Here is a 25425-nt window from a genome sequence, read left to right as displayed (position 1 = left end):
CTCCTCTCCGGATCAGTAGAGGCGTCGGCCTTCGTTACGTCGGCAGCGTCGCGTTTCCGGTGCCGGCCAGCACGTTACCGAGCTGACTGCGGGACCCGATGCCCAGTTTCGTGTACACCTTGCGCAGGTGCCACTCGACAGTGCGGGAACTGATGAATAGTTGGCAGCCGATCTCCGGATTGGTATACCCCTCGCAAGCCAGTCGGGCGATTTGACCCTCCTGCGCCGTAAGCGTGGCGACGGTCTCGACCGTGCGCTTGCGTGCGGTCTCCCCGGTGGCCAGAAGCTCGCGACGCGCACGCTCGGCGAAGCCGCCCACCCCAATGTGGCTGAACATTTCGTGGGCGACACGAAGCTGTTCGCGCGAGGCCGAGCGATGGTTCTCACGACGTAACCACTCGCCGTACAGGAGGCGTGCGCGGAAGAGATGAACAACGATTCGGCTGCGGGTGAGCCGCTCGATCGCCTCGCGGTAGAGGGCATCGGCGGCGTCGGCGTCGCTCAGCAGGGCGCGCGAGCGTGCCTCTATTCCCAGTGCCCAGTCGGTGCCGCTGACCTGTGTCCGCTCCTCGAGCCTCTCCAACGCTGCAGCGGCGGCCTGCGGCCTGCCACTGCGGGCGGCCGCCTCGACCAGCTCGATCAACGCCCAGCCACACAGCCCTAGATCGTCATGTTCGCACGCTTTTTGTGCAGCCTCAAATGCGGCCTGGTATCGGCCGAGACCGTTGTATAACACTGCGGTCGCGTACTCAGCGAGCGTGATCGCCCTTCCCTCGCCTCTGCGGGTCGCATCGTCGAGGCTGGCCTGGGTCAGCTTCAGTACCTCGGGCTCCTGCCCACGCCAGGCAGCGAGCACCAGCGATGTATACCTGAGGGGCGCGTTGCCAGTTGCCTGTGTGATCGTCTCCGCTTCATCGATCAGAGTCGACGCGGCGACGAACTCGCCGGCGTGTACGCACACGCCGGCGCGGTAGGTGAGCGCGATGGGGAGAACATTGAGCGCGCCGGCACCACGAGCGAGCCGGACCTGAAGTGAGGCAAGCTCGTGCCAGCTCTCGTCGTCCCACAGATCCGTTGCGACTCGGCACGCTAGCCAAAGCCATCGGGCGTCGTCCTCGCCGGGGCCGCCGTCGCGACACAGCGCGCGCAGCGCTGCCTTGAGCGTGGGTACTGCCGCTGCGTAGCCCTCAGTGAACCTGGTCGCGAGACCGTCGAGCAGCAGGTCGATCGCCCGGGGCGGCTGCGGTCCTGGAGGCGCGGCCCGGGCCGCCTCGGCCGCTTCACGCAGCCCGCGGTCTCCGCCGAGCCGGCCGGCGAACATCGCCGCGCCGAGCATTTCCAGGTAGGTCTCACGGGCCAGCCCGGCATCGAGCAGGCTCAGCCGCCTGGCAGCGTCGAGCAGCAGCGCTGGAGCGTCGCTGCCGCGTTTGCGAGCGAACGTGATCTGGGCACGCAGCCGCTCCGCCCGCGCCCGCTGCATATCGTCAAGCGGACTCATCTCCGCGGTCGCGAGGAGCTCGGTCGCTCTGTCAGGCGCGCCAGCGTCGAACTTGGCCTGGGCTGCGGCCAGCGCCCGTGTTCCGAGCCGAGTCGGCTCTGGAGTCAGCTCGGCCGCGCGCTCCAGGAACGCCGCTGCCGCCGCGATGCCGCCGCGTCCCTGGGCCCGGTCGGCCGATTGCTCCAGTTCCCCGGCTACCGTCTCATCAGGCCCGGGTGCCGCACGGGCGCGATGCCAGGCCCGGCGATCGGGGTCGGCCTGTTGGTCGGTCGCCTCGGCCAGGGCACGATGTACCTCCCGGCGATCGCTCAAGGTCGCGGCCCGGTAGGCCGCTGAACGCACGAGCGGATGCCTGAACTGTACCCGGGCACCCAGCTCGAGTAACCCGGCGTCCTCGGCCGGCGCGGCAGCACTGGGGTCGATCCCGAGTAATCCAGCCGCGCGCCACAGCACGCTCGCGTCGCCGACCGGCTCAGCCGACGCCGTCAGCAGGAGCCGCTGCGTCTCGCGCGGCAGCGCCTCAAGGCGCATCCGGAAGCTCTGCTCAATGCGGCTCGCCAGCGGCCGGGTGGGAAGGCCGAAGCCGCCGGCCAACTCAGCAGGTGTGAGCCCCCTGGGCAACTCTAGGAGGGCTAGCGGGTTGCCGTGTGTTTCAGCCACAATTCGGTCCAGTACCTGCGCATCCAGCCGCCCCCGGACCGTGGAGGCCAGCAGCTCGCGCGCATCGCGATCGCCGATACCCTCAACCTCGAGGTCAGGAATGCCCAGCAGCTCCTGCTGCCTGATCTCACGGACCGCGAACACCAGGAGAACCGGCTCGGCCAGCAGCCGCCTGCCGGCGAACGCCAGCGCCTGGACGCTGGCCCGATCGAGCCATTGCACGTCATCGACCAGGCAGACGAGAGGCTGCTCCTCTGCGACCTCCGACAGCAGGCTCAGGACCGCCAGGCCGACCAGAAAGCGATCTGGCGAGTCTGCTGCGCGCAACCCGAACGCGATCCCTAGCGCATCTCGCTGCGGGGTTGGTAGGCGCTCGAGCTTGTGAAGCATCGGAGCACAAAGCTGATGCAAGCCAGCAAACGCCAGCTCCATCTCCGCCTCGACACCCCAAGCGCGCGCAACCTGGCAACCTGACGCTCGCTCCGCGAGGTAATCCAACAAGGCTGACTTACCGATCCCAGGGTCCCCACGCAACACCAACGTGCCGCTGCGCCCCGATCGCGTCTCGCAAAGCAGCCGGTCGAGGGTCCGGCACGCAGTCGCCCTGCCCAACAACATCAGTTCGCCGAATCCTCACCTCTCGAACGACGCTCGCCGCTGCACTCGACTGCTTCGGTCGTGTACCAGGTCGCTGCCGTACGCCCAGCTTCTCCACACTGTGTGGCTAAGGGCGACGTTCCCCTGCGCGACGGCAGGACGACATCGCCTGCCTCGCGAGCGGCCCGATGCAGTCACCAGGATCCGTTACGTAACCGCGCTCGCCACGGTTCAACACTAACCACAGGCGACCCGGACTGCCAGGGCAGAAGCACGACGATCTCCAATGCGGTCCTGGCTCTTCGGCACGAGGAACTCCTCGTTGATCCCGCAGTCCCTCCGGTCCCAGAAGTGGACGATTGTGCGCTGACCGCGGCGGCCACCGTCGAGGGTGTGGTGACACGACTGCCGAGGGGTAGGCACCAATCGGAGTACCACCGGGCGCCCATCGTGGCCACGAAAGTACTGGTGCAGCACCGCACCGAACGCACTTTGCTGGTGATCTGCCGTGCCGCCGCGGCCTGACCATTCGAGTATTGGTCGCAACACTTCTGACAGACGCGGACTGCGCTGATGGCCAGAAGAACAGGACGGAAGATAGGTTTGATGTCGAGTCTCAACATTGCGAGACGCGGCCTACTAATTTTGGCACTGTCGAGACTTACCAGCGACGCGTAGCCTCCTCAACCCTCCACTGCCGTTCCGGACCAAACCGCACGAAGAAGGCGCTCAAGGTCCTCGATGAGTACCCGCGAACGAGGCGAAATCGCTTGACAGTCAAGGGCAGGCTCTAAAGCCCTCGATGTCTGCATACCCTGGCGGCCGTGGAGCGTGCGATCATCGTGACGATGTCAGCTGGGTCACTCAACGCCGCAGGCACCGACGGTACGTGCGTTCTACACTTGAGGTTCCCCCGAGGATCGTCAGCACCTGATGGTTGAACTTCCGCCCCCTTTTGCATCAGGGTACTTAACCTCCAGGGGTCGCTGGTGGTGCACCTCATCACTCGCGGGTGCAAGAGCGATTGGACGGCGCGCAAGTCACCTGCGCCAAATGTGGGCGCCGCAAGCACCTCAGGCTCGGTCGTTTCCGTCAGGTCATTCGCCCCAACAGTTCTGCAGTGATGCGGTCGCGATCCTCACCCCAAACGATACCGCCAATTATTGCCTCGGTCGCGGCTCCGATCGTTTCCTCCGCTATTGCCGCGCTTACGACTTCGGCATCAAGCTCTTGTCTGAATATAGTTCGATCATGAACATTTGTGTTTTCCTTTCCTCCGCTGACCTCGACGAGCGCTACACCCGACCGGCTCGCGAGTTCGCAGAACTTATCGGCAAGGGCGGCCACACCCTGGTATGGGGAGGATCCGATACCGGGCTGATGAAGGTTGTCGCCGACGGAGTGCGCGCGACAGGAGGACGGCTCGTCGGGATCTCGGTCGACTTTCTCCGGCACTTTGCCCGGCAGGACGCCGACGAGATGGTGATCGCCATGGATCTCGCCGAACGCAAGGCGCTGCTGCTCGACAGAGCGGATGCGGTGGTGGTAATGGTCGGCGGCCTGGGCACGCTCGACGAGGCGACTGAGATCCTGGAGTTGAGGAAGCACGGACTGCTCGACAAACCGGTGGCGCTATTAAACACGGCGGGCTTCTACGACGGGTTGATACTCCAGCTTGAGCGGATGGAGGAAGAGGGGTTCTTGCCGGTGCCCCTAGTGGAACTGGTCTTCCTCGCCGACGACGGCGCCGACGCACTCGCCTTTCTGGAGGGCACCGTCGGAAGTCGCTGAGGGGATCATGGGGCCTGAACGCGATCGCAAGACGCTTCGACCCTCAGGTCGAGGGTGGACCGCTCCACGGAGGACACAGCGCCCAGGGGCGCCCCCCATGCTCAACTGCGTATCGGGACGTCGCCCGACGTGCGCAGAGCGACTTTACGCAGCATCCGGGCTACGACAGCGCCCTGTCTAGGGCATCACCCTGCACAGTGCGTCCAGCGCGCCCGCCCACGCACTGTCCGAGGGAGCTGCATAGTTGACCACCAACGCGTCCCGCTCGGGCAACTGCCACCCGGCGTCCGCCACTTCGTTACGGAACTGCGCGATCCCGCTGACCGCCAGTCCCTGCCGGGCCGCCGCCTCCACGACCGGGCGCTCGGTCCCGCGCGGGAGTTCGAGGACCGCTTGCAGCCCGGCGGCCATGCCGGTCACACGGACGTCGGGGGCCCTCTGCGCCAGGGCCGAGACCAGTTGGTCACGGCGGCGCCGGTAGCGCACCCGCATCGAACGCACATGACGGTCGTACGCGCCCGACGCGATGAACTCCGCGAGCGTCAGCTGCTCCAGCGCACTCGTCATATAGTCGCCGTGCGCCTTGGCCGTCACGATATCCGGGATGAGTTCCTCTGGTAGCACCATCCAGCCGAGCCGGAGCCCCGGCGCCAGCGACTTGCTCACCGAACCGAAATACACCACCCGCTCGCGGTCGAGGCCCTGCAGAGCACCCACCGGCTGACGGTCGTATCGGAACTCCCCGTCGTAGTCGTCCTCCAAGATCAGCCCGCCGGTGGCACGCGCCCAGTTGACAGCCGCCGTGCGCCGGTCCGGGCTCAGCGCGACCCCCGTCGGATACTGATGCGCCGGAGTCATCAGAACCGCACCTACTCCGCGCAATCGTGCCAACTCGTCTGTGCGGGCCCCATATTCGTCGACATAGAGGGGCGGGGTACGCAGGCCGGCGCCGGTCAGCAGGTCACGATAGAGGTCGAGGCCGTACGACTCGACGGCCACCGCCTGCACCCGCCGCGCCCTCAGTGCCTGCGCGATCAGCGTCAGACCATGGTGGAAACCGGAACAGATGACGACCCGCTCCGGCTCGACGTACACCCCACGGGCCCGCGCCAGATAGTCCGCTAGGGCGGTGCGCAGCTCGACCCGGCCGAGGGCATCGCCGTAACCGAAGGCGTCGTGCGGCGCCGCGGTCAGAGCGCGGCGGGCCGCGGTCAGCCACTGCACGCGCGGAAAGTCCGTGAGGTCCGGTGAACCCGGCAGCAGTCCGTACGTGGGACGGCGCTGAGTCGGCGTCGCGCGGGCAGCTGCGGGCGCGGCTGTGCGCGCCTCGGCCCGCCTCGCGACCCATGTCCCGGAACCCTGCTGCGCGCTGAGCCAGCCCTCGGCGACCAGTTCGGCGTAGGACTCGGTCACGGTATTTCGTGAGATACCAAGATCGGCGGCGAGCGAGCGGGACGCCGGCAGCCGCGTGCCAGGCGCCAGACGCCCCGTGCGCACGGCCTCTCGCAGTGCGTCCGTGAGGCCAGCGCGCAGCTTGGGTCCGTTCACTTCCAAATGCAGGTCAGCGCCGAACCCGACCTCCAGCGCGGACTCAGAATTGGTACGAGATTCGCACATGGAATTGGACAGTACTCTGGTACCACTTCGCGCGTAGCGTTATGAGCATGACAACGAACCAAACCCACGAAATCACCGAGCTTCTCCCGGAGCACGCACCACGTCTGGACTGGGCACAGTTCGCACCGGAGGCCTACAAGGGTCATGATCCGTCTCGACACGGCCGCTAGGCGGGGCGTGGAGCCGACGTTGCTCAACCTTGTCAAGATCCGCGCCTCCCAGATCAACCACTGCGCCTTCTGCCTGGACATGCACAGCAAGGACGCTGTGGCCGCCGGCGAATCGGCGACGCGGATCATCCAGCTCAACGCATGGACGGAGTCGAGGCACTTCTACACGGCGAAGGAGATCGCAGCGATCGAGCTGACAGAGTCGATCACCGTGCTCACGGACGGGTTCGTCCCGGACGAGGTGTACGCGAAGGCCGCGAACGAGTTCGACGACACCGAGCTGGCTCGACTCATCGTTGCGATCGCGACGATCAACACGTGGAACCGCTTCGGCGTGTCCACCCGCATGGTCCCCGATCACTACACGCCGAACGCCTAGCGCACTGACCGGACGAACAAAATCAGGATAGGCCATCACGCCTGAACTCCGTTCCTGCGCTTGAACTATCGAAAACTCATGGGCATTCAGACCGAGTCTGCCCAACGAACCAAACGAAATGAAGATGAGATGGGACAACTAGAAGGCAAGTCGGCGCTCGTAACGGGAGCCACGTCCGGAATTGGACGCGCCATTGCGACAAAGCTGGTTGCCGAAGGCGCGCATGTGTTCGCGACAGGGCGGCGCCAGACCGAACTTGATGAAATTGTTGGAGAACTCGGCGATGCGGTCACCGCGGTGCGCAGTGATATTTCCGACCTCGACGACCTTGACCGAGTGTTCAGCGCGGTGCAGGAACGTGGACAGGGACTCGATCTCGTCGTCGCCAACGCAGGGGTAGGCACTTTCGCTTCACTGGAACAACTGACCCCGGAAGGATTCGACTACACATTCAATGCGAATGTGCGGGGAACCGTCTTCACCGTGCAAAAGTCATTGCCATTCCTCGGCCCCGGGGCCTCCGTCGTAGTAACCGGTTCGACTTCGGCCAGCAGGGCCACTGCAACGTTCGGCGTCTACTCGGCGAGCAAAGCTGCACTTCGCCAGTTCACCCGCACGTGGGCAATCGAACTCGCCGCACGGGACATTCGAGTCAACATGATCGTCCCAGGGCCCACCGATACTCCAGGTCTCGCCGGATTGGCAGGCGATCCAGTTGCCGACCGCGAGAAGGTCCAGGCACTACTCGAGCAGGAGGCGAGCCACGTTCCCCTCGGCCGACTGGGCCGACCCTCCGAACTCGCCGATGCAGTCGTGTTTCTCGCCTCTGAACAGGCCGCGTTCATCACGGGTAGCGAGTTATTCGTCGACGGCGGCCAGTCGAAGATCTGAGCGAGGCGTATGCGCGCTTGTGTCACAGATCAGGCCTCTACTCGGTCTTAACTACAGGGTTGGCTCCACGCTCCCCGACGAATTGAATGATGATGAGCCTCAGACAGCAGGACCCGATCCGCCGAACAATCAAGTCTACGTAAAACTACCAGGTCAAATGGTCAGGTGTAATCATGAGAATTTTTCTTGCCGGCGCATCCGGCGTGATCGGGCAGCGTGTGATACCGCGACTGATTCAGGCCGGGCACATAGTCGGCGGCATGACACGCTCATCGAACAAAATGGAGTTGCTGGAGCAGTTTGGCGCCGAACCGATTCTGTGTGATGTCTTCGACCGGGACAAACTTTTCCAGGCCGTTCGGGACTTCGAACCGGACATCATGCTGAGCGAGCTGACCGATCTACCGGACGACGCGGCGCAGATCAGCGAACTCGTAGATCTGAACGCTCGCATCCGAACCGAGGGAACGCGAAATTTGATCGAGGCCGCACGGCGAAGCGGGTCGCCAAAAATCCTGGCTCAAAGCGTCGCTTGGCAACTACCCGACGGGCCCGATGCTCTAGCTGTCGCAGACCTCGAGCGGTCCGTCCTCGCCGAGGGCGGCGTTGTGTTGCGCTATGGACAGTTCTACGGGCCCGGCACCTATAACGAGCAACAACAACCCGCGGAACCTCGCGTGCACATCGACCGCGCTGCCGACCGAACAGTGGAGGCGCTGGGCGAACCCACAGGCATCGTCGTGATCACCGACTGAGTGCGACCACGCTTCGGACCCAGATCGGGCCGTAGAGAATTCGGGTAGCAAGGTGGCGCACTGGCGATCAGATGTGAATGTGCTCTGGCCGATCGTTCTACGTGGCTGAGAGAAGACTGCGCCACCGCCATGGCGACGGATGTTGTCGACACCGGCTGTTCGAGATCGACAAGACACCAGCGAGATTGGATGCTTTTGTCAGAAATGTCAAAGCCCCCGAGGTAGTCGTACCGGTACACCTCGCGCCGCTTACCGACATCGGGGTGTTCATCAAGAATCCAAATCGAGACCTGGCAAGTAGACGCGCGATGACTACCTCCTGACCGACGGGATCAGCGACCTGCATCCCACCGTATCCGCACTCATGCAAAGGGGCGACAAGCACTTACAGGCCGAGGAGGGCGCTCTACTGCACCTGACGGAACGAGGTGCCGCCGAGCCTGTGGACATCGAACAGCACATTGGGTCGGGGAGAAATCTCAACCTCAAACCCCGCGCTATCGCGACAAAGGGTTGACCAGCCGAACAGCTGACCTCTCATACGCCCGTTCATGCTAGCAATCACCACTCTTCGACCACCACGACTCCGCGGCTGGTCCGCTCCGGAAGGTCTTCTGTGTCACCATCCCAGGTATTCACCGAGGCGCCTTCGCATCGACCTCGTCGCATCTTACCCGCCGGCTTGGCGTTGACGGGGGGCGCGATCACGTTCACTAGTTTGTATCTAGCCGCGGGCGCGCTGACCCCGCTGCTGGTGCTCTACAAAGAGCAATGGGGCCTTCCCGCAGCGCTTCTGACGCTGGCGTTCGCTGTCTACGCGGTCGGCTTCCTCGCCGCCATCCTCACGCTGGGGTCCCTCTCGGACCATGTCGGCCGACGCCCAGTTCTGATCGGAGCCCTCATCCTTCAGCTCGCTTCGAACGTCATGTTCTTACTCGCCCCTGATATTGGATGGGTGATTACCAGCCGAATCGTCCAGGGCGTTGCGACCGGCGCGGCAACGACTGCTTTCACCGCGGCGCTCGTCGAACTCGCCCCTCCGAACCGGAAGCGACTGGGCACGATCCTCGGCAGCGTCGGCCTGACCGGCGGTCTCGGCATCGGCTCCTTGCTGGCTGGCCTCGCGATCCAGCTCACGACAGCGGCGAATTCGATCATCTTCATCGCCCTCGCCATCATCACGATCCTCGGGATCGTCGTCATCGCCCTGTCACCGCAGAGCGTGTCCCGCGCCCCCGGCGCGCTCCGCTCGCTGATCCCAAGCGTCGCGATCCCGTTCGCTGCTCGAAGGGAGTTCGCCGCGGCAGCGCCCGTGATCGCAGCAGTCTGGATGCTGGCAGGCCTTTCAGGCGGGCTCGCCCCGAGCATGGTTCGCAGCGTCTTCCATTTGGACAGCGGGCTGTTCAACGGCCTATCCGGGTTTATCTCGCCGGCAACATCGGCCGTCATAGGGCTGGTGTTCGCCAGACTCGACCCCCGGCACGCTATGACCCTCGGCATCTATGCGTCCCTCATCGGGGCCATCGGCATTATCAGTGGTGTACTCGCCGGAAGCCTGGCGATCATGATCAGCGGACAGGCCATCGCCGGTGTCGGCTTCGGTGCATCCTTCACCGCATCACTGCGCCTCATCCTCCCGCTTGCGCCCGAGCATCAGCGTGCGGGGGTCGTCGCCGGAATCTACGTCGTCTCCTACATCGCGTTCGGCGTGCCCATCGTCGTCGCCGGCGAACTCGCAGACGCACTCGGCCTGGTGCCCACGGTCGTCTGGTACAGCGCGGGAACCATACTCCTCGCGCTCATCAGCCTCGGAGCGCAGTTGCTCCTCGGGCGCAACACCCGAAGCGTCATTGGATCTGCTCACCCCTCGGATCTCCGAGCGGATAGCGCAAGTATGGCGGAGCAAGACGAAACACAACCCGTACCCACAACACCGACTACTCGGATCCCATGACGCATGGTTGCGCTGTCAATATTTACGAGGAGGTCAGACCAATTATGAACAAATACCCGGCCATTGAGCCCACGATTGCCCTTGTGGAAACCCCTAGCCCACGGCTCGTCGCCCTGGACATCGTCGGCACTAGCTCCACGAACCCCGGCCGATCAGCGACGCTGTGATCGATCAAGTGCGCCGACTCGACACCACCGGCCACCACGTCATATTTGCTACTGGGCGCCCCCCGCGCCGGCATCAGCGGCCGGCGCCGCGGACGTCACACGCATTCGCCGTCAGCGGATCGACCTTGAGCAACACGATCACAAACAGGCGAGATGCAATCCGGCGAGACGACACAGTCCGTGGTCGACGTACCCGATGGCTCCTACGTCGCACTCGCCTCCTGCTCCCGCACCCACACCGACCCCGCCATATGGGTGTCCAACTACCCAGGTCTCGAGGAGTACCTGGCGCATACCCGGGCGCCACGTTCACCGGGCAGCAGGCATCTACTGTCGTCACCGTCCCCGGCGAGGACCCCACACCCGCCGCCGACGACACCCCCCGACCTGAGCGATCTCGGCACCATCTTCGGCAGCTCACGCCGACCATCCCACCGAACACACACGGCCCCAACCGAAACCCGAGTGGGGGCGCAGCACACCGCGCACCAGACGCTGCATAGAAATTTCACGCCGGTGGGTGCGCGGAGGAGTTGATGGCAGCGACGAGTTCGTGCGTGAAGCTGCCGCCGCCGTGGCCGGCATCCTCGACGACGACGAGCCGGCTCCCTTCCCACAGGCGAGACAGTTCCCAGGCCGTGTCGAGAGGGCCGGACACGTCGTACCGGCCATGGACGAGCACGGTCGGAATTCCGGCCAGCACACTCATTCCGTCGCGGAGCTGGTTCTCCGCAAGGAAGTGGTCGTTGCCCCAGTAATGAGTGCTAGACGCGCGAACACCATCCGGAACGTGGGATCCCGATATCGGGGCAGCGGCGCCCAGCCCGGTACCAGGGAAACATGGGTGTCTTCCCACTCGCACCAGTGCAACGAGCTCGAAGCCACCGGCGAACACCGACAGCCGTGCCCACAGCTGCTGTTCCACCGGTTCGCACAAGTCGTAGCTCCAGTCGATGGACAGCTTCAGGGTCTGCTGGCGGGCCGGAGCACCGCGGCTGCCTGCGGTGAGCAGCCGATAGCGATCGGTCAGCCGATCCAGAATCTGTTGCGGGGACAGCACCCGCAGGTGGGCGCCGCCAACTCGATGGCCAGTGGCAGCCCATCCAGGCGCTGACAGATCAGGGTGACCGGAACCCGGTTGGCCTCCGAGAGCACAAATCCAGGTGCCGCAGCCTCGGCCCGCTGCACGAACAGCGTGACAGCATCGTACCCAGGCAGACCCTGCAACGCTGGTGGGCGATCCGGATCGGGGACTGTCAGGGGCGGCACCCGCATCACAGCTTCTCCGCCGAGGCCCAGCGGTTCGCGGCTCGTTGCCAGAATGCGCAGCCCAGGGCACCGGCGAAGCAACGTCTCGGCCAGCACCGCGACCGCCTCCACCAGGTGCTCGCAGTTGTCCAGCACGAGCAATACCCGCCGGTCGCCGAGATGCTCGGCCAGCAACTCCAGCGACGGGTTGGAGGACTGCTCCCGCAACCCCAATGCGACGACAACGGTGTCCGCCAACAGTTCCGGGTCATGGAGCTCCCCCAGCTCGATCAGCCACACACCGTCATCGAAGGCGCGGCGCACGTTCGCGGCCACACGCAATGCCAGTCGTGTCTTGCCGACACCACCGACGCCCGTCAGTGTCACCAGACGGGTGACCGACAGCAGCCCCTTCGTCTCCGTCAACTCGCGGCGACGACCCACGAAACTGGTCAATTCCACCGGCAAGTTTCCCACCTTGCCCCGGACGATAGGAAGCATCACATTTGTCACTCTCCGTTGGACAAAGTGGTGCCAGGACCGATGCGAGGTTGTACGCCAGCGACACCGCCGGGATACCGCACGCGCGTCGGGAAGAGCTCGGAGAAGAAGGCGCCGATGACGGCGCTACAGGCCGCGAAGATCAGAAGGCCGCCAGCGACCGCCAGCATGATGGCGGCGGAGCTATCGGTCTCGAGAAGCGCGAAGAACGCGAAGGCCCACCCGATCGTGGCCAGGGACGCACCGATGTAGATGGGGCGTCGGCCGATACGGTCGGCGAGGATCGCGAATGCGGGGATGGCCGCCAGCGCGACGACCATTCCGACCAGGACGGGGTTCGAGCCGACGCTGCGCGGCAGATCCCGCATCTGGGTGACGTAGGTGATTACGAACAGGGAGAAGATATAGAAGCCGGCGCTTTCCCCGAATCGGGTCACCGCGGCGAGAATGATCAGACGCCAATGGTCACGAACAGCCTCGCTGAGCGGTGCACGCACTGGTGCGTCATGTTGGCGTCCTTCGCCTGCTCGAACATCGGCGTCTCGGTGACGAACACCCGGAGAACGAGTCCGATGATCACCAGAAGCGCGGACAGCGCGGTTCGGAGGCTCGCGGAGACGATGGGGTGGTCGGTGTGCACTCAGGGGTTTGGGGTGCCTGAGGGCGGCCAGCCGTGCCAGCGCGCCTGTTCATCGCCACGTTCCACATCACAGCCGACACGGCCGAGTGCTTCGGCCTGCCGGGTGAGCGGACAGTGATCATGGGTTCTCGAATCGACGTGTACGGCGTGCGCATACGGCGCTTACGTGTTCGCCGGGTTGTGCGTGCCGGGGTCAATGCGCATATGTGGCATTGGATGCAGGACCGGTTCGTGCCGCGACGACCCCGGGAATCTGCGCGAGATTCGTGGCTATCTCAGTCATCTTCGTTGGGCCGCGCACTTCGAGTACCACGCAGACGGTGTCGGCAGCGTCGCTGGTCGGTAGGACGCTCAGGGCTTCCACGGTGCATCCGATGCGGGTCAGCTCGGTCATGGCCTGACGCAGCACTCCGGTGCCTTGCCGATAGGTCAATGCCAGTTCTCCCACGACGTCTTGGTTGCGTCTGAGCCGCTCGGTCACCGGCGTGTACGCCAGGGTGATTATCAGCTCGCCGATGGTGCCCGCGACGGCAAGGGTGTAGAGGCCGGCCCCGGCGGCCATGCCGACGGCTGCCACCACCCAGATGCTTGCGGCCGTGATGATGCCTCGTGCGCTTCCGTGGCGCACGAAAATGATCCCACCGCCCAGGAATCCGATTCCGGTGACGATCTGCCCCGACAGCTGGGACGGGTTGAGTATCACTCGGCCAGGATCCAGGATGTCGTCGAAGCCGTATTTGCTGATCAGCATGAACATCGCCGCACCCATGCCGACGAGCGCGTGGGTGCGCAACCCGGCGACCTTGTGGCGCATTTCCCGTTCAATACCGATCATCGAGGACAGCACGAACGCCACCACCAATGGAACGAGCTCAACGCTGACGCCGGTCACTGCTGCTCCTGTTTTCGGGGACGCCTCGCTACTCGTCGACTTAGGCGAGGTACCTTGACATGCTCGGGGTTGGTTGAGCTCAACAGGGTGAGCAGCACAGTCCGATCGGCGGTCCTTGTCGCGATCCGCCAACCGCTCGGCCCCACCCCCTTCCTTCTGCTCCGAAGCAGCTGTCCTGGAACAGGACTCAACGCGGCCTTTCCGCTGACTCCGGTGCAGACGGCACGGCACTCACCACCGGTTACGCCAGGGCCGGATCCAGGTGTGCCGGGTCGACGTGGAACACCAGCTGGCACACGTTCGCATTGCTGTGCTTGCGCAGCGCGTGCGTAACCCCGTCGGCACGGTGGGTGGGCAGGAGCCGGTGCCAGGCGGTGGCGGGTTCGATGGTGGCCAGCACCACGAAGGTGTGCCGGTGGGGGAAATGGGTGCGGACATACCGGGCCAGCGAGAGCCCGACAGAGTCGTCGGTGTCCTCGATCAGTATCAGCCGGGTATGCGGGTATCGGCTCTGCCACTGCCGAGTGAACTCCGTGGTGGATTCGTGTGGGTGACAGACGCGGATCGCGACCGGCTGAGATGTCATGGTGACCGCAGCAGAGAGCGCCATCCGGCTCACCTCGTCCACTCCGGACACCGGAACCAACACCGTGGGTCGCTCTCCGATGGTATGAGGGATCGTGACGTCCGGGACGGTGGTGTGTGGGTCACCGACGTGCTCGTGGGCTTCGCGTGCGTGGGCGAACGGGTGATAAACGGTCATCGCAAACTCCTCGACCCCTCAAGTGTCCACAGTGGATCACACGGGAGAACGACCTTCACACCTACACCGCCAACAGGACGTCAGATCTGGTCCTGACGTTTCCATGACGCCGACAGCACCGATTCTGACGCCACTTTTGCAGCACTGCGCTGTGCCCGTCCTGCATGATCGTCTGGGCCGTCGGCCGTCACCCTGCCGATCCTGAACTTTTCGGCGATGAGCGGTGTTCGTCGACGAGACCAAGGGAACACGGGTATCTGCTCTGCGCGGCGGTCGCAACATCACGGCGGCTCAGCGAGAGCAAGAAAGCGATGGGGAACGGTGAACTCCTCGCCCGCACACCCGGGAAACTCGTCGGCCAGAAAAGGCATCCTGCACGCGGTATGGGGAACGGCGTACGCCACCGAAACCCACCAACTATGGATCTTTCTCGCGCAGCTGCGGCGCAAACTCGAACCGGATCCGGCCCACACCCGGCATCTGGTGACCGAGACCGGGCCGGCCCGTGATACCGCCTCGAACTCTGACACCCTGCGGCGGCAACGAACGTCGTCGCCGAGTCAAGGACCCGGCACCGGACGCAAAGAAGTCGTCAAGCCACTCTGCCGGATGAGGTCGATCGGTGCATTCTCGAAATGGCGGGGCTGCAGTCGGTTTCGCGCCCGACTGCGGCCCGGCCGTATGACTTCCCCGAACCACCGAGGATCCTTTCATTGAAGCAGCGTCGAGAGCGGCGGCAACGACGCCGGGGTGCTGATGTGCAATCTCGGAACCGACCTCCCCGAGCCTGCGGATCGGCTGGACACCGTGCGCACCTGCATGCAAGGCAAACAGGCGATGGCTGCGATGAGCGGTGCACAGATCTTGGCGATGAGCGCACTCGGCGCGGGTCCTGCCGGGGCGAGCATGCTGTTCGGGCACAACCTGCGGCCCGAGCGCCGACAGGGAGTACGCCCGCTGCTGCGTCCACCGTTTAACCTGATCATCTCCAACGTGCTTGGTCCTCGCCACCCCCTGTACTGGAACGGGGCGCGCCTCGACGCGTTGTACCCGCTCTCGATCCCGGTCGACGGGCAAGGACTCAACATCACCTGTACCAGCAACGACGACACCGTCTCCTTCGGGATCACCGGTAGCCGCCGTGCCGCGCCGGCAGCTGCACACGCTGACGACCCACCTGGGCGACGCCTCACGTGCACTCGAACACGCTGCTGGAATCTGACGTCGCGGAGCACCGCAGTCGGATTCGCCAGATACGAAGACAAGGAACAGTTATTCATGGAAACCACGGGCACACCCGCCGCCCCGCGTCGCGGCCGCGGGGCCAGTAGGAGTTCGATGAGCACCGAGGAGATCAAGGCCCGTATCGAAGCGATGTTCGCGCCCGTGGAGGTACCTGCCGCGGTCGAGACCGGTAATCTCGGCGTGGAGGACGTGCGGACTGGCCGAAGACGACGACAGCGTAGAGAGGGCTGAGGGGTTCCGGGGCCGGAGGCACACGGCCGCCCCTGCCCAGCGCGTAAAGGAAACGTCAATATTGCGCTTTTCGGCGCTAAGGATCCGTCAACGAACTCGATTCTGGCCGGACAACGAGTTAACTTGCTGGTGCACGTGCGGTGGCGACAGCGACATTCAACCACCCGCCGACCGGCGGGCACCCTCGCAGAGTGTGCCGCGAAGGAAGATGACAGATGTCTGTTCTCGTGTTCATCGTGCTGACCGTGGTGATCTTCGCCGTGCTCGGCGTGATCCAGAGGGCGGTGGAACGGTTGTGAACCTCGACAACGCCGTCGGTCTGGTCCTGGCCGTGCTTGTCGCCGTGTTCCTGGTCGGGGCTCTGCTGTTTCCCGAGAGGTTCTAGTGAGTACCGCGACGGCGGGGATCCTGTTCGCTGGGACCCTTGTGCTCGCGTTGGTCCTAGTGCACAAACCGCTGGGCGACTACATGTATCGGGTGTACAGCGGCACCAAGCACTCCCGCGTGGAGCGGGTGATCTACCGGTTGATCGGAGCCGATCCGGCGTCCGAGCAGGCGTGGCCAGCCTATGCACGCAGCGTGCTCGCGTTCTCGGCGGTGAGCATCCTGTTCCTGTTCGGATTTGGGCTGCTGCAACAGCATCTGCCGCTGCACCTGCCGGACCCCGCCACCGAGATGACCGCGCCGCTGGCGTGGAACACCGCGGTCAGTTTCGTGACGAACACCAACTGGCAGGCGTACTCCGGTGAATCGACCATGGGTCATCTGGTGCAGATGGCCGGCCTCGGGGTGCAGAACTTCGTCTCGGCCGCCGTGGGTATGGCCGTCGCCATGGCCCTGGTCCGCGGATTCGTCCGCAGACGCACCGGCGATCTGGGGAACTTCTGGGTTGATCTGCTCCGCGGAACCCTCCGCATCCTGCTGCCGATCGCGTTCGTCGGCGCGATCGTGCTGGTCGCCGGTGGGGTGATCCAAAACTTCCATCTCCACACCCAGATTGCCGACACCGTCGCCGGGACCACACAGACCATAACCGGTGGCCCGGTGGCCAGCCAGGAGGCGATCAAGGAACTCGGCACCAACGGCGGCGGGTTCTACAACGTCAACTCGGCGCACCCGTTCGAGAACCCCACGACCTGGACGAACTGGGTGGAAATCTTCCTGCTGCTGGTGATCAGCTTCTCGCTGCCACGGACGTTCGGCCGGATGGTGGGCAGCAAGAAACAGGGTTACGCGATCGCCGCCGTCATGGCGACCCTCGCCATCGTGAGCGTGACGATCATGAGCATCGTCCAGTTACAGCATCACGGCACGGTGCCGACCGCGATCGGGTCGTCGATGGAGGGTGTGGAGCAACGATTCGGTGTCGCCAACTCGGCGACGTTCGCCGCATCGACCACACTGACCTCGACCGGAGCCGTCAATTCCTTCCACGATTCCTACACCAGCCTCGGCGGGCTGATGACGATGTTCAACATGCAGCTCGGCGAGGTCGCCCCCGGCGGTACCGGCTCGGGCCTGTCCGGGATGCTCATCTTGGCGGTCATCACGGTGTTCGTTGCCGGGCTGATGGTCGGCCGCACCCCGGAGTATTTGGGCAAGAAGATCACGCCACGCGAAATCAAGCTCGCTGCATCGTATTTCCTCGTCACCCCACTGATCGTTCTGGTCGGCACGGCCGCCGCCATGGCGCTTCCGGGGCAGCGGGCCGGGATGCTCAACACCGGACCGCACGGACTGTCCGAGGTCCTCTACGCCTTCACCTCGGCCGCCAACAACAACGGCTCCGCCTTCGCCGGCCTGACCGTGAACACCGAGTGGTACAACACGGCGCTCGGGCTGGCGATGGTCTTCGGCCGGTTCGTGCCCATGATCTTCGTGCTGGCCCTGGCCGGTTCGCTCGCCAGGCAGGGCACCACCCCGGAGTCGATCGGCACCCTACCGACCCACCGACCCCAATTCGTCGGCATGGTCGCCGGGGTGACCCTGATCCTGGTCGCACTCACCTTCCTCCCCGCGCTCGCGCTCGGACCCTTGGCAGAAGGAATCCACTGATGTCCACCACGACCATCGCGGCGTCCGCCGGACCGTCACAGCCGCCGACCACGGCCGGTCGGGTGCGGGGCGGGCTCCTGGACCCGAAGATGCTCCTGCGGTCGTTGCCGGACGCGGTCCGCAAACTCGACCCGCGCACCCTGTGGCGCAACCCGGTGATGTTCATCGTCGAGGTCGGTGCGGTCTGGGCCACCGTCCTGGCCATCATCGATCCCTCCTGGTTCGCGTGGGCGATCGTGTTCTGGCTCTGGCTGACGGTGATCTTCGCCAACCTCGCCGAGGCGGTCGCCGAGGGCCGCGGCAAGGCCCAGGCCGACACCCTCCGCAAGGCCAAGACCGAGATGCTCGCGCGCCGGGTCACCGGCTGGCAACCCGGTGCCGTCGTCACCGAGGAGCAGGTGCCGGCGCCGGCGCTCCAGCAGGGCGACTTCGTCGTCGTCGAGGCCGGCCAGACCATCCCCGGCGACGGTGACGTCGTCGAAGGCATTGCCTCGGTGGACGAATCGGCGATCACCGGCGAATCCGCGCCGGTCATCCGCGAGTCCGGCGGTGACCGGTCCGCGGTCACCGGCGGCACCCAGGTGCTGTCGGACCGGATCGTCGTCAAGATCACCCAGAAACCGGGGGAGAGCTTCATCGACCGGATGATCGCGCTCGTCGAGGGCGCCAACCGGCAGAAGACCCCCAACGAGATCGCCCTCAACATCCTGCTGGCCGCGCTGACGATCATCTTCGTGTTCGCGGTCGCGACGCTGCAGCCGCTGGCCATCTATTCCAAGGCGAACAACCCCGGAGTCCCCGACACCTCCGCGTTGGATCAGCACGGTGTCACCGGCATCGTCATGGTCTCGCTCCTGGTCTGCCTGATCCCGACCACGATCGGGGCGTTGCTCTCGGCCATCGGGATCGCCGGGATGGACCGCCTCGTGCAGCGCAACGTGCTGGCGATGTCCGGGCGCGCGGTCGAGGCGGCCGGCGACGTGAACACCCTGCTGCTGGACAAGACCGGCACCATCACCCTCGGCAACCGGCAGGCATCACAGTTCCTCCCGGTGGCGGGGGTGTCCGAGGACCGGCTCGCCGACGCCGCGCAGCTCTCCAGCCTCGCCGACGAGACCCCCGAGGGCCGCTCGATCGTCGTGTACGCCAAGGCGGCGTACGGGCTGCGCGAACGCACGCCGGGTGAACTCCTGCACGCGAGCTGGGTGGAGTTCACCGCGCAGACAAGGATGTCCGGCGTCGACCTCGACGGCGGTCACCAACTGCGTAAGGGCGCCGCCACCGCGGTCGCGGATTGGGTCCGCCACCAAGGCGGCGAGGTTCCCACGCAGCTCGGGCAGCTCGTCGACGGCATCTCCGCGTCCGGCGGCACCCCCCTGGTGGTCGGCGAGGTTACCGACGGCCGGGCCGCGGTCCTGGGCGTCATTCACCTCAAAGACGTCGTCAAACAGGGCATGCGGGAACGTTTCGACGAGATGCGCCGGATGGGGATCCGCACGGTCATGATCACCGGTGACAATCCGCTCACCGCCAAGGCGATCGCCGACGAGGCCGGCGTGGACGACTTCCTGGCCGAGGCAACACCGGAGGACAAGCTCGCGCTGATCAAGCAGGAGCAGGAGGGCGGCAAGCTCGTCGCGATGACCGGTGACGGCACCAACGACGCGCCCGCCCTCGCGCAGGCCGACGTCGGAGTCGCCATGAACACCGGGACGTCGGCGGCGAAAGAGGCCGGCAACATGGTCGACCTCGACTCCGACCCGACCAAACTCATCGAGATCGTCGAGATCGGCAAACAACTGCTCATCACCCGCGGCGCCCTGACGACCTTCTCGATCGCCAACGACATCGCCAAATACTTCGCGATCATCCCCGCAATGTTCGTCGCGGTCTTCCCCGGCCTCGACCTGCTCAACGTGATGCGCCTGCACAGCCCGCAATCGGCGATCCTGTCCGCGGTCATCTTCAACGCGATCATCATCGTCGCCCTGATCCCGCTGTCACTACGCGGGGTGAAATACCGACCGAGCAGCGCCTCGAAGCTGCTCAGCCGCAACCTCTACGTCTACGGCCTCGGCGGCATCATCGCCCCGTTCGCCGGGATCAAGCTCATCGACCTGATCGTCCAATTCCTCCCCGGGATGTCCTGACATGCGTACTTCAAGTTGGATCCGGCAGCACCTGGCCGCGCTGCGGGCCCTGCTCGTGCTCACCGTCATCACCGGCATCGCCTACCCACTCGCGGTCTGGGCGGTTTCCTTGGGCCCGAGCCTGCACGAGAACGCCGAGGGGTCGATCGTCGAGGTGAACGGGCAGGCCGTCGGCAGCACACTGATCGGGCAACTGTTCACCGACGCCGACGGCAACCCGCTCGCCCAGTATTTTCAGAGCCGGCCGTCCGCGGCAGGCGACGGCTACGACCCGACGTCGACGAGCGCGAGCAATCTCGGGCCGGAGAGTGTTCAGGACACCCCGGCCGACCCCGCGTTGCTCGCGCGGCCGGGCACGACCCAGGATGACGCCGGTTTCAAGGCGAGCCTGCTCACCATGGTGTGCTCGCGAAGCCAGTCCGTCGGGCAGCTCGAGGGGGTGGACGGCTCCCGCCCGTTCTGCACCCCCGGCGGTGTCGGCGCGGTGCTGTCGGTGATCGGCCCACGGGACCCCCGCGGAAACGTGGTGAACCCGACCCGGGTGATCAGTGTTAACGAGCCGTGCTCGAGCGACCCGGCTACCCCCGTCACCCCGTTCCTCGGGGCTTACGAGGGCGTGCAGGTCGAGTGCGCCGAATTCGGTGAGGACTACGCGATCGGCCAGATCGTCCCGATCCGCGGAGACGCCCCGGCGAACCCGGCCGTCCCGGCGGACGCCGTCACCGCCAGCGGCAGTGGCCTGGACCCGCACATCTCGCCGTCCTACGCGGACATGCAGGCCGCCCGCGTGGCCGATGCCCGAGGAATCCCCGTCGACCAGGTTCGCGCGCTGATCGAGGACAACCAGGACGGACGTACGCTCGGCTTCCTCGGGGAACCGAAGGTCAATGTGCTCGAACTCAACGTCGCGCTCGACACCAGGTACCCGGTGACGAGCTAGCGGACGCCAGGAGTCGGCCACGGGCAGGAGTCTCTATGCGGGGCACATTGCGCATCTACCTCGGTGCCGCCCCCGGGGTCGGCAAGACCTACGCCATGCTCGGCGAGGGGCGCCGCCGTCGTGACCGCGGCACCGATGTCGTCGTCGGTTACGTCGACGGTCATGGCAGGCCGCGCACCCTGGAGATGCTCGACGGCCTCGAGGTCGTCCCCAGCAAGACTATGACCTACCGGGACGCGACATTCACCGAGATGGACACCGACGCGGTCCTCGCACGCGCACCCCGAGTGGCTATCGTCGACGAGCTCGCTCACACCAACATTCCGGGTTCACAGCACGAAAAACGTTGGGAAGACGTGGAAGATCTCCTCGATGCCGGCATCGACGTCATCTCCACCGTCAACATCCAACACCTCGAGTCGCTCAACGACGTCGTCGAACAGATCACCGGTGTTCCTCAGCGTGAGACGGTCCCCGACGAGGTCGTCCGTCGCGCCGACCAGGTCGAGCTGGTCGACATGGCCCCCGAAGCCTTGCGGCGCAGGATGGCCCACGGCAACATCTATCCCCCGGAGAAGGTCGGCGCCGCACTCGGCAACTACTTCCGCGTCGGAAACCTCACCGCCCTGCGAGAATTGGCGATGCTCTGGCTGGCCGACAAGGTCGACGACCAACTCGACCGCTACCGGGCCGACCACCACATCACCGGCACCTGGGAAGCGCGCGAACGCGTCGTCGTCGGACTGACCGGCGGCCCCGAAGGGGAAACGCTCATCCGCCGTGCTGCGCGGATCGCGGATCGGTCCAAGGGCGCCGACCTGTTCGCCGTCCATATCACCCGCAGTGACGGGCTGGCCGGCGCCAGCCCCGCCCACCTGGCCCGGCAGCGGGCCCTGGTGGAGAGTCTGGGCGGCACGTTTCATCACGTCGTCGGTGACGACGTCCCGAACGCGCTGCTCGAGTTTGCCCGCGGCGTCAACGCAACCCAGCTCGTGCTCGGCGCCTCCCGGAGGGGGCGGATCGCGCAGATCTTCTCGCGCGGCGTCGGAGTGGACGTGACAGCGGTGTCGGGCAGCATCGACGTGCACATGGTCACCCATGAAGCAACCAACCAGGGTCGGTACGCGCGCTTGTCCGCCCTGTCCCGGCGGCGACGGGCCGCGGGGTTCGTGATCGCCCTCGTCGGAATGCCTCTCCTGTCGATCGTGCTCGCGAATCTGCGGGGACAACTGTCGTTGCCGAGCGACATCCTGATCTTCCTGTTCGGGGTCGTCGGCGTCGCGCTGGCGGGAGGGCTGTGGCCTGCGTTGGTGGCCGCGCTGCTCGGCTCGGCGCTACTGAACTTCTACTTCACCCCGCCGGAGTACACCTTCACCATCGCCGAATCCCAGAACGTCCTCGCCCTGCTCGTCTTCGTCCTCATCGCGATCGCCGTCAGCACCGTGGTCGACCTCGCTGCCCGCCGCACCCGTGAAGCGGCGCAGGCCAGTGCGAACGCCGCCGTACTGGCAAACCTGTCGAGCAGCGTGCTCCGTGGCGAAAAGGCGCTCGCCGCGATTCTCGAACGACTGCGCGAAACCTACGCGCTCGACACCGTCACCCTGCTCGAGCGCCCGCCCGACACCCCCCTGACCCCCGGACGTCAAAGGGACCCGCAACGCTGGCGAGTAGCCGCCGCGGTCGGCGGCGAGCCGTGCGGGAGCCCCGACGACGGTGACATTGCGGTCGCCATCGACGACGACCTGACGCTGGTCCTGTGCGGGCGGACACTCCCAGCCGCAGACCGGCAGGTCCTCGAAGCCTTCGCCGCCCAGGCCGCCGTGGCGCTGCGCCAGCAACGACTCGAGGACGAGGCGGGGCAAGCCCGGCCCCTCGCCGAGGCCGACCGGATACGCAGTGCGTTGCTCGGCGCCGTCGGCCAGGACCTGCGGATCCCGGTCGCGACCGCCGACGCAGCGATCGAGCGCCTCCGAAGCGCCGGCGCGAACAACTCCGAGGAGAAGCGGGCCGAGCTCCTCGACATTGCGGCCGTGTCGCTGAAACGACTCGACCATCTCGCCACCACCCTGCTCGAGATCAATCGACCAGGGGCCGGAGCACTCGGTAGTTCGGTTGAGGCGGTCGCACTCGACGATCTCGTTCCGCGCGCGTTCGACGCCCTCGGTGTGGGCGCCGACGGCATTCGGGTGGACATTCCCGACGATCTGCCCGCCGTTCTGGCCGACCCCGGCCTGCTCGAACACGTGCTCGTCGATCTGATCACTCACGCGCTGCGGCGAACACCTCCGGGGCACGACGTCCTGGTCACGGCACTCGCCTCCGGCGACACTGTCGAACTGCGAGTCGCCGACCGAGGGCAGAAGCTATCCCGAAGCGACGAGGGGGATCACCTCACCTTCGGAGCCCTCGAGCAGTCCCACAGCAACGACCGCCGGAGCGATCTCGGGCTCGCCTTTTCGGCGAGTCTCGTCGACGCGATGGGCGGCTCCATCACGTCCGAGGACACACCAGACGGCGTCACGATGATCATTGCCCTGCCCTCCGCCGAGACCGCCCCCCATCAATGAATCACCCGAAAGTTGCTGTATGAGACGCATTCTGGTCGTGGACGACGAACCACAACTCCTCCGGGCCCTCAGCCTCACCCTCCAGGCCCAGCACTACGACGTGCGTACCGCACCCGACGCCGCACAGGCCCTCACGCAGGTCGCGGCGTGGTACCCCGACCTGGTGATCCTCGACCTCGATCTCCCCGACCTCGACGGCATCGACGTCATCGAGGGACTGCGCGGCTGGAACCGGGTGCCGATCATCGCCTTGTCCGAGCGAACGGACCGACGCGACGAGGTGAACGCTCTCGATGCCGGCGCCGACGACTACATCACCAAGCCGTTCGGCATCGACGAACTGCTCGCCCACATCCGCGCCGTCATCCGGCGCGCCCCCGCCGGCGGCAGCACCCTCGTCGTCCAGGTCGGCGACTGCCGGGTCGACTTCGCTCGCAAGACCGTTACCGGCCCGCGGAACGAGAAGGTTCACCTCACCCCGATCGAGTGGGAAATATTGGAACCGCTCCTCCGCAACCCCGGCACCCTTATCCGCGGGCAACAACTCATGACCGAGGTTTGGGGGCCCAGCCACTCCGCCGACACCCACTACCTGCGGATATACCTGTCCTCATTACGTCACAAGCTCGAACCGAACCCGGCCCGGCCACGCCACCTCATCACCGAGCCCGGCATGGGTTACCGCTTCGAACCATGATCAACCGCGACCGCCGACGAACCTCGGCGCATCTACGGAAAACGGCTGCAACCCTATCCGCCCTGGATCTGGTGTGCGCGGCCGTGTGCCACGGAGACCACGCTCGCCGAGCCCACGAGGTCGCTGCCGTCAGGGCTCACCAACGCGACCACGTCCCCCGCTCGAATATCCTGCGAAAGAACAACTCCGGAAAGAAGTGGAACCCCGGACACGCTGCGATGGTCGACGATCGAAATCGTCTCGGTCGGGCCCAGCGGGTGCCGGTTCGCGATGGCCGCGGAAACCGGCGCACCCTGGGCACCGGCAGTCCCCGACCGGGTACCGGACTCCACCACGACGACTGGCGGCCGAGTGGGGTGGGTCCTATCGACACCGCGAACCCGGCACACCGTCACCGCCGCTCGCGCCGTGAGTGATTCGCCGACTTCCACAGCGAGAGACGGCCGGGGAAAGCGGTTTCGGATGCACGCCTCGTCGAGGGCGTCGTCGAGAGCCTCCCCGAGATCAGGCGCACCGTCGATGTCGGTGCGACCGGTGGCGATGCCGACATGCAATTGCGTCATCAACACACGGTGCTCGCGGTACGCGTCACACATCACCGCGACCGCGGTCAGCACCTGATCGCGGATCCCGTCCGGGGTCGGCGCCGTATCGCACCGTACTCCGACCAGATCGAGTGCCGCAGCGGCGACGACTCGCCCCACCGCGGCCTCCGCACACCTGGGAGTGTGGACGCGGACGATGGTCTGCTGCGGCGCCGGCCCAGAAGTTCGGATGGCTTCGATCGGAGCATCGGCGTCGACAACGATGCGGCCGACCCGCCCCGCCGCGAGCATCATCACTGAGCACGAACCCGATTCGGCCGAACCGATCAGTTGAATAATTCTGTCCGGGTCGACGCCGCTGCGCCGCGCGAGCACCCCCTCGTGGTGTGAATGCACCACCAGCGCATGACGCTGCCCTGCGACCGATCGCGCAACGCCTCCCGTGAGCAGAGAGCACGTACTGCACAGGATT

19 protein-coding genes and 5 pseudogenes are annotated in these 25425 nt (G+C 65.7%); 15 read left to right on the top strand and 9 right to left on the bottom strand.

Features of this window, described 5'->3' with window-relative positions; genetic code table 11:
* Positions 1 to 34 precede the first annotated feature (34 nt).
* Positions 35 to 2776, bottom strand: coding sequence for a helix-turn-helix transcriptional regulator (locus tag JVH1_RS37860; RefSeq protein ID WP_043777631.1), 2742 nt, complete (start codon positions 2774 to 2776; stop codon positions 35 to 37).
* Between the two features lie 330 nt (positions 2777 to 3106).
* On the opposite strand from JVH1_RS37860, the gene JVH1_RS37855 reads away from it, so the two are divergent.
* Positions 3107 to 3280 (top strand): hypothetical protein, encoded by a 174-nt coding sequence (locus JVH1_RS37855; protein ID WP_157173917.1) that lies wholly within the window; start codon positions 3107 to 3109, stop codon positions 3278 to 3280.
* A 726-nt stretch (positions 3281 to 4006) separates the two neighbouring features.
* Positions 4007 to 4546, top strand: a complete 540-nt coding sequence (locus tag JVH1_RS37850; RefSeq protein ID WP_043777661.1) for a TIGR00730 family Rossman fold protein — start codon at positions 4007 to 4009, stop codon at positions 4544 to 4546.
* A 177-nt stretch (positions 4547 to 4723) separates the two neighbouring features.
* On the opposite strand, the gene JVH1_RS37845 is transcribed toward JVH1_RS37850, so the two are convergent.
* On the bottom strand, positions 4724 to 6163 hold the full coding sequence (locus JVH1_RS37845; RefSeq protein WP_043777627.1) for a PLP-dependent aminotransferase family protein: 1440 nt from the start codon (positions 6161 to 6163) through the stop codon (positions 4724 to 4726).
* 47 nt (positions 6164 to 6210) lie between these two features.
* Between JVH1_RS37845 and JVH1_RS37840 the strand changes: the two are divergent.
* The 4 genes and pseudogenes from JVH1_RS37840 (at position 6211) to JVH1_RS37825 (ending at position 10312) form a co-directional block, all read left to right on the top strand.
* Positions 6211 to 6712: pseudogene (locus JVH1_RS37840) on the top strand (carboxymuconolactone decarboxylase family protein).
* Positions 6713 to 6841: 129 nt separating this feature from the next.
* On the top strand, positions 6842 to 7603 hold the full coding sequence (locus JVH1_RS37835) for an SDR family NAD(P)-dependent oxidoreductase (RefSeq protein ID WP_009473008.1): 762 nt from the start codon (positions 6842 to 6844) through the stop codon (positions 7601 to 7603).
* A 173-nt stretch (positions 7604 to 7776) separates the two neighbouring features.
* Positions 7777 to 8358 (top strand): NAD(P)-dependent oxidoreductase, encoded by a 582-nt coding sequence (locus JVH1_RS37830; RefSeq protein ID WP_043777624.1) that lies wholly within the window; start codon positions 7777 to 7779, stop codon positions 8356 to 8358.
* 616 nt (positions 8359 to 8974) lie between these two features.
* The gene (locus JVH1_RS37825; RefSeq protein ID WP_237735082.1) at positions 8975 to 10312 is read left to right on the top strand and encodes an MFS transporter; all 1338 of its coding nucleotides are present in this window, start codon (positions 8975 to 8977) and stop codon (positions 10310 to 10312) included.
* Positions 10313 to 10987: 675 nt separating this feature from the next.
* Here JVH1_RS37825 and JVH1_RS37820 read toward each other — a convergent pair.
* From JVH1_RS37820 to JVH1_RS37795, 6 genes and pseudogenes are all read right to left on the bottom strand, one after another.
* Positions 10988 to 11355: pseudogene (locus JVH1_RS37820) on the bottom strand (alpha/beta hydrolase); the annotation flags it as partial.
* Positions 11333 to 12216 (bottom strand): annotated as a pseudogene (locus tag JVH1_RS37815) (AAA family ATPase); the annotation flags it as partial. The pseudogenes JVH1_RS37815 and JVH1_RS37820, both read right to left, overlap by 23 nt.
* A 20-nt stretch (positions 12217 to 12236) precedes the next feature.
* Complete coding sequence (locus tag JVH1_RS37810; RefSeq protein WP_009473000.1) at positions 12237 to 12725, bottom strand: MFS transporter; 489 nt, start codon at positions 12723 to 12725, stop codon at positions 12237 to 12239.
* Positions 12680 to 12868 (bottom strand): hypothetical protein, encoded by a 189-nt coding sequence (locus JVH1_RS37805; RefSeq protein WP_009472999.1) that lies wholly within the window; start codon positions 12866 to 12868, stop codon positions 12680 to 12682. The genes JVH1_RS37810 and JVH1_RS37805 overlap by 46 nt, the downstream gene beginning before the upstream one ends.
* A gap of 193 nt (positions 12869 to 13061) precedes the next feature.
* Positions 13062 to 13760, bottom strand: a complete 699-nt coding sequence (locus JVH1_RS37800) for an MgtC/SapB family protein (protein ID WP_009472998.1) — start codon at positions 13758 to 13760, stop codon at positions 13062 to 13064.
* Positions 13761 to 14001: 241 nt separating this feature from the next.
* The gene (locus tag JVH1_RS37795) at positions 14002 to 14523 is read right to left on the bottom strand and encodes a hypothetical protein (protein ID WP_009472997.1); all 522 of its coding nucleotides are present in this window, start codon (positions 14521 to 14523) and stop codon (positions 14002 to 14004) included.
* A 323-nt stretch (positions 14524 to 14846) separates the two neighbouring features.
* On the opposite strand from JVH1_RS37795, the pseudogene JVH1_RS37790 reads away from it, so the two are divergent.
* The 9 genes and pseudogenes from JVH1_RS37790 to JVH1_RS37750 form a co-directional block, all read left to right on the top strand.
* A pseudogene (locus JVH1_RS37790) lies at positions 14847 to 15021 on the top strand (winged helix-turn-helix domain-containing protein); the annotation flags it as partial.
* Between the two features lie 231 nt (positions 15022 to 15252).
* A pseudogene (locus tag JVH1_RS37785) lies at positions 15253 to 15745 on the top strand (WS/DGAT domain-containing protein); the annotation flags it as partial.
* 116 nt (positions 15746 to 15861) lie between these two features.
* Positions 15862 to 15999, top strand: a complete 138-nt coding sequence (locus JVH1_RS37780; protein ID WP_157173916.1) for a hypothetical protein — start codon at positions 15862 to 15864, stop codon at positions 15997 to 15999.
* A gap of 295 nt (positions 16000 to 16294) precedes the next feature.
* Positions 16295 to 16384: a potassium-transporting ATPase subunit F gene (locus tag JVH1_RS37775; protein WP_157173915.1), complete on the top strand. Its 90-nt coding sequence runs from the start codon at positions 16295 to 16297 to the stop codon at positions 16382 to 16384.
* Positions 16384 to 18054 (top strand): potassium-transporting ATPase subunit KdpA, encoded by a 1671-nt coding sequence (kdpA, locus tag JVH1_RS37770; RefSeq protein WP_009472993.1) that lies wholly within the window; start codon positions 16384 to 16386, stop codon positions 18052 to 18054. The genes JVH1_RS37775 and kdpA overlap by 1 nt, the downstream gene beginning before the upstream one ends.
* Positions 18054 to 20204 (top strand): potassium-transporting ATPase subunit KdpB, encoded by a 2151-nt coding sequence (kdpB, locus tag JVH1_RS37765; protein WP_009472992.1) that lies wholly within the window; start codon positions 18054 to 18056, stop codon positions 20202 to 20204. Before kdpA ends, kdpB begins: the two co-directional genes overlap by 1 nt.
* A gap of 1 nt (position 20205) precedes the next feature.
* Positions 20206 to 21144, top strand: a complete 939-nt coding sequence (locus JVH1_RS37760; RefSeq protein ID WP_009472991.1) for a potassium-transporting ATPase subunit C — start codon at positions 20206 to 20208, stop codon at positions 21142 to 21144.
* A gap of 35 nt (positions 21145 to 21179) precedes the next feature.
* Positions 21180 to 23711, top strand: coding sequence for a DUF4118 domain-containing protein (locus tag JVH1_RS37755; RefSeq protein WP_009472990.1), 2532 nt, complete (start codon positions 21180 to 21182; stop codon positions 23709 to 23711).
* Between the two features lie 19 nt (positions 23712 to 23730).
* On the top strand, positions 23731 to 24408 hold the full coding sequence (locus JVH1_RS37750) for a response regulator (protein ID WP_009472989.1): 678 nt from the start codon (positions 23731 to 23733) through the stop codon (positions 24406 to 24408).
* 53 nt (positions 24409 to 24461) lie between these two features.
* On the opposite strand, the gene JVH1_RS37745 is transcribed toward JVH1_RS37750, so the two are convergent.
* On the bottom strand, positions 24462 to 25352 hold the full coding sequence (locus JVH1_RS37745; protein ID WP_371113111.1) for a diaminopimelate decarboxylase: 891 nt from the start codon (positions 25350 to 25352) through the stop codon (positions 24462 to 24464).
* Positions 25353 to 25425 lie beyond the last annotated feature (73 nt).

It is taken from the genome of Rhodococcus sp. JVH1 (assembly GCF_000280725.2).
GTDB classification, from domain to species: Bacteria; Actinomycetota; Actinomycetes; order Mycobacteriales; family Mycobacteriaceae; genus Rhodococcus_F; species Rhodococcus_F jostii_A.
This window is presented reverse-complemented; position numbering and strand designations above follow the sequence as displayed.

Bases quoted from the DNA above. Each gene is read 5' to 3' on its own strand.
- JVH1_RS37780 (WP_157173916.1), top strand. From the start codon at position 15,862: ATGAGCACCGAGGAGATCAAGGCCCGTATCGAAGCGATGTTCGCGCCC.
- JVH1_RS37830 (WP_043777624.1), top strand. From the start codon at position 7,777: ATGAGAATTTTTCTTGCCGGCGCATCCGGCGTGATCGGGCAGCGTGTG.
- kdpB (WP_009472992.1), top strand. From the start codon at position 18,054: ATGTCCACCACGACCATCGCGGCGTCCGCCGGACCGTCACAGCCGCCG.
- JVH1_RS37845 (WP_043777627.1), bottom strand. From the start codon at position 6,163: ATGTGCGAATCTCGTACCAATTCTGAGTCCGCGCTGGAGGTCGGGTTC.
- JVH1_RS37835 (WP_009473008.1), top strand. From the start codon at position 6,842: ATGGGACAACTAGAAGGCAAGTCGGCGCTCGTAACGGGAGCCACGTCC.
- JVH1_RS37750 (WP_009472989.1), top strand. From the start codon at position 23,731: ATGAGACGCATTCTGGTCGTGGACGACGAACCACAACTCCTCCGGGCC.
- JVH1_RS37850 (WP_043777661.1), top strand. From the start codon at position 4,007: ATGAACATTTGTGTTTTCCTTTCCTCCGCTGACCTCGACGAGCGCTAC.
- JVH1_RS37755 (WP_009472990.1), top strand. From the start codon at position 21,180: ATGCGGGGCACATTGCGCATCTACCTCGGTGCCGCCCCCGGGGTCGGC.
- JVH1_RS37795 (WP_009472997.1), bottom strand. From the start codon at position 14,523: ATGACCGTTTATCACCCGTTCGCCCACGCACGCGAAGCCCACGAGCAC.
- JVH1_RS37760 (WP_009472991.1), top strand. From the start codon at position 20,206: ATGCGTACTTCAAGTTGGATCCGGCAGCACCTGGCCGCGCTGCGGGCC.
- JVH1_RS37860 (WP_043777631.1), bottom strand. From the start codon at position 2,776: ATGTTGTTGGGCAGGGCGACTGCGTGCCGGACCCTCGACCGGCTGCTT.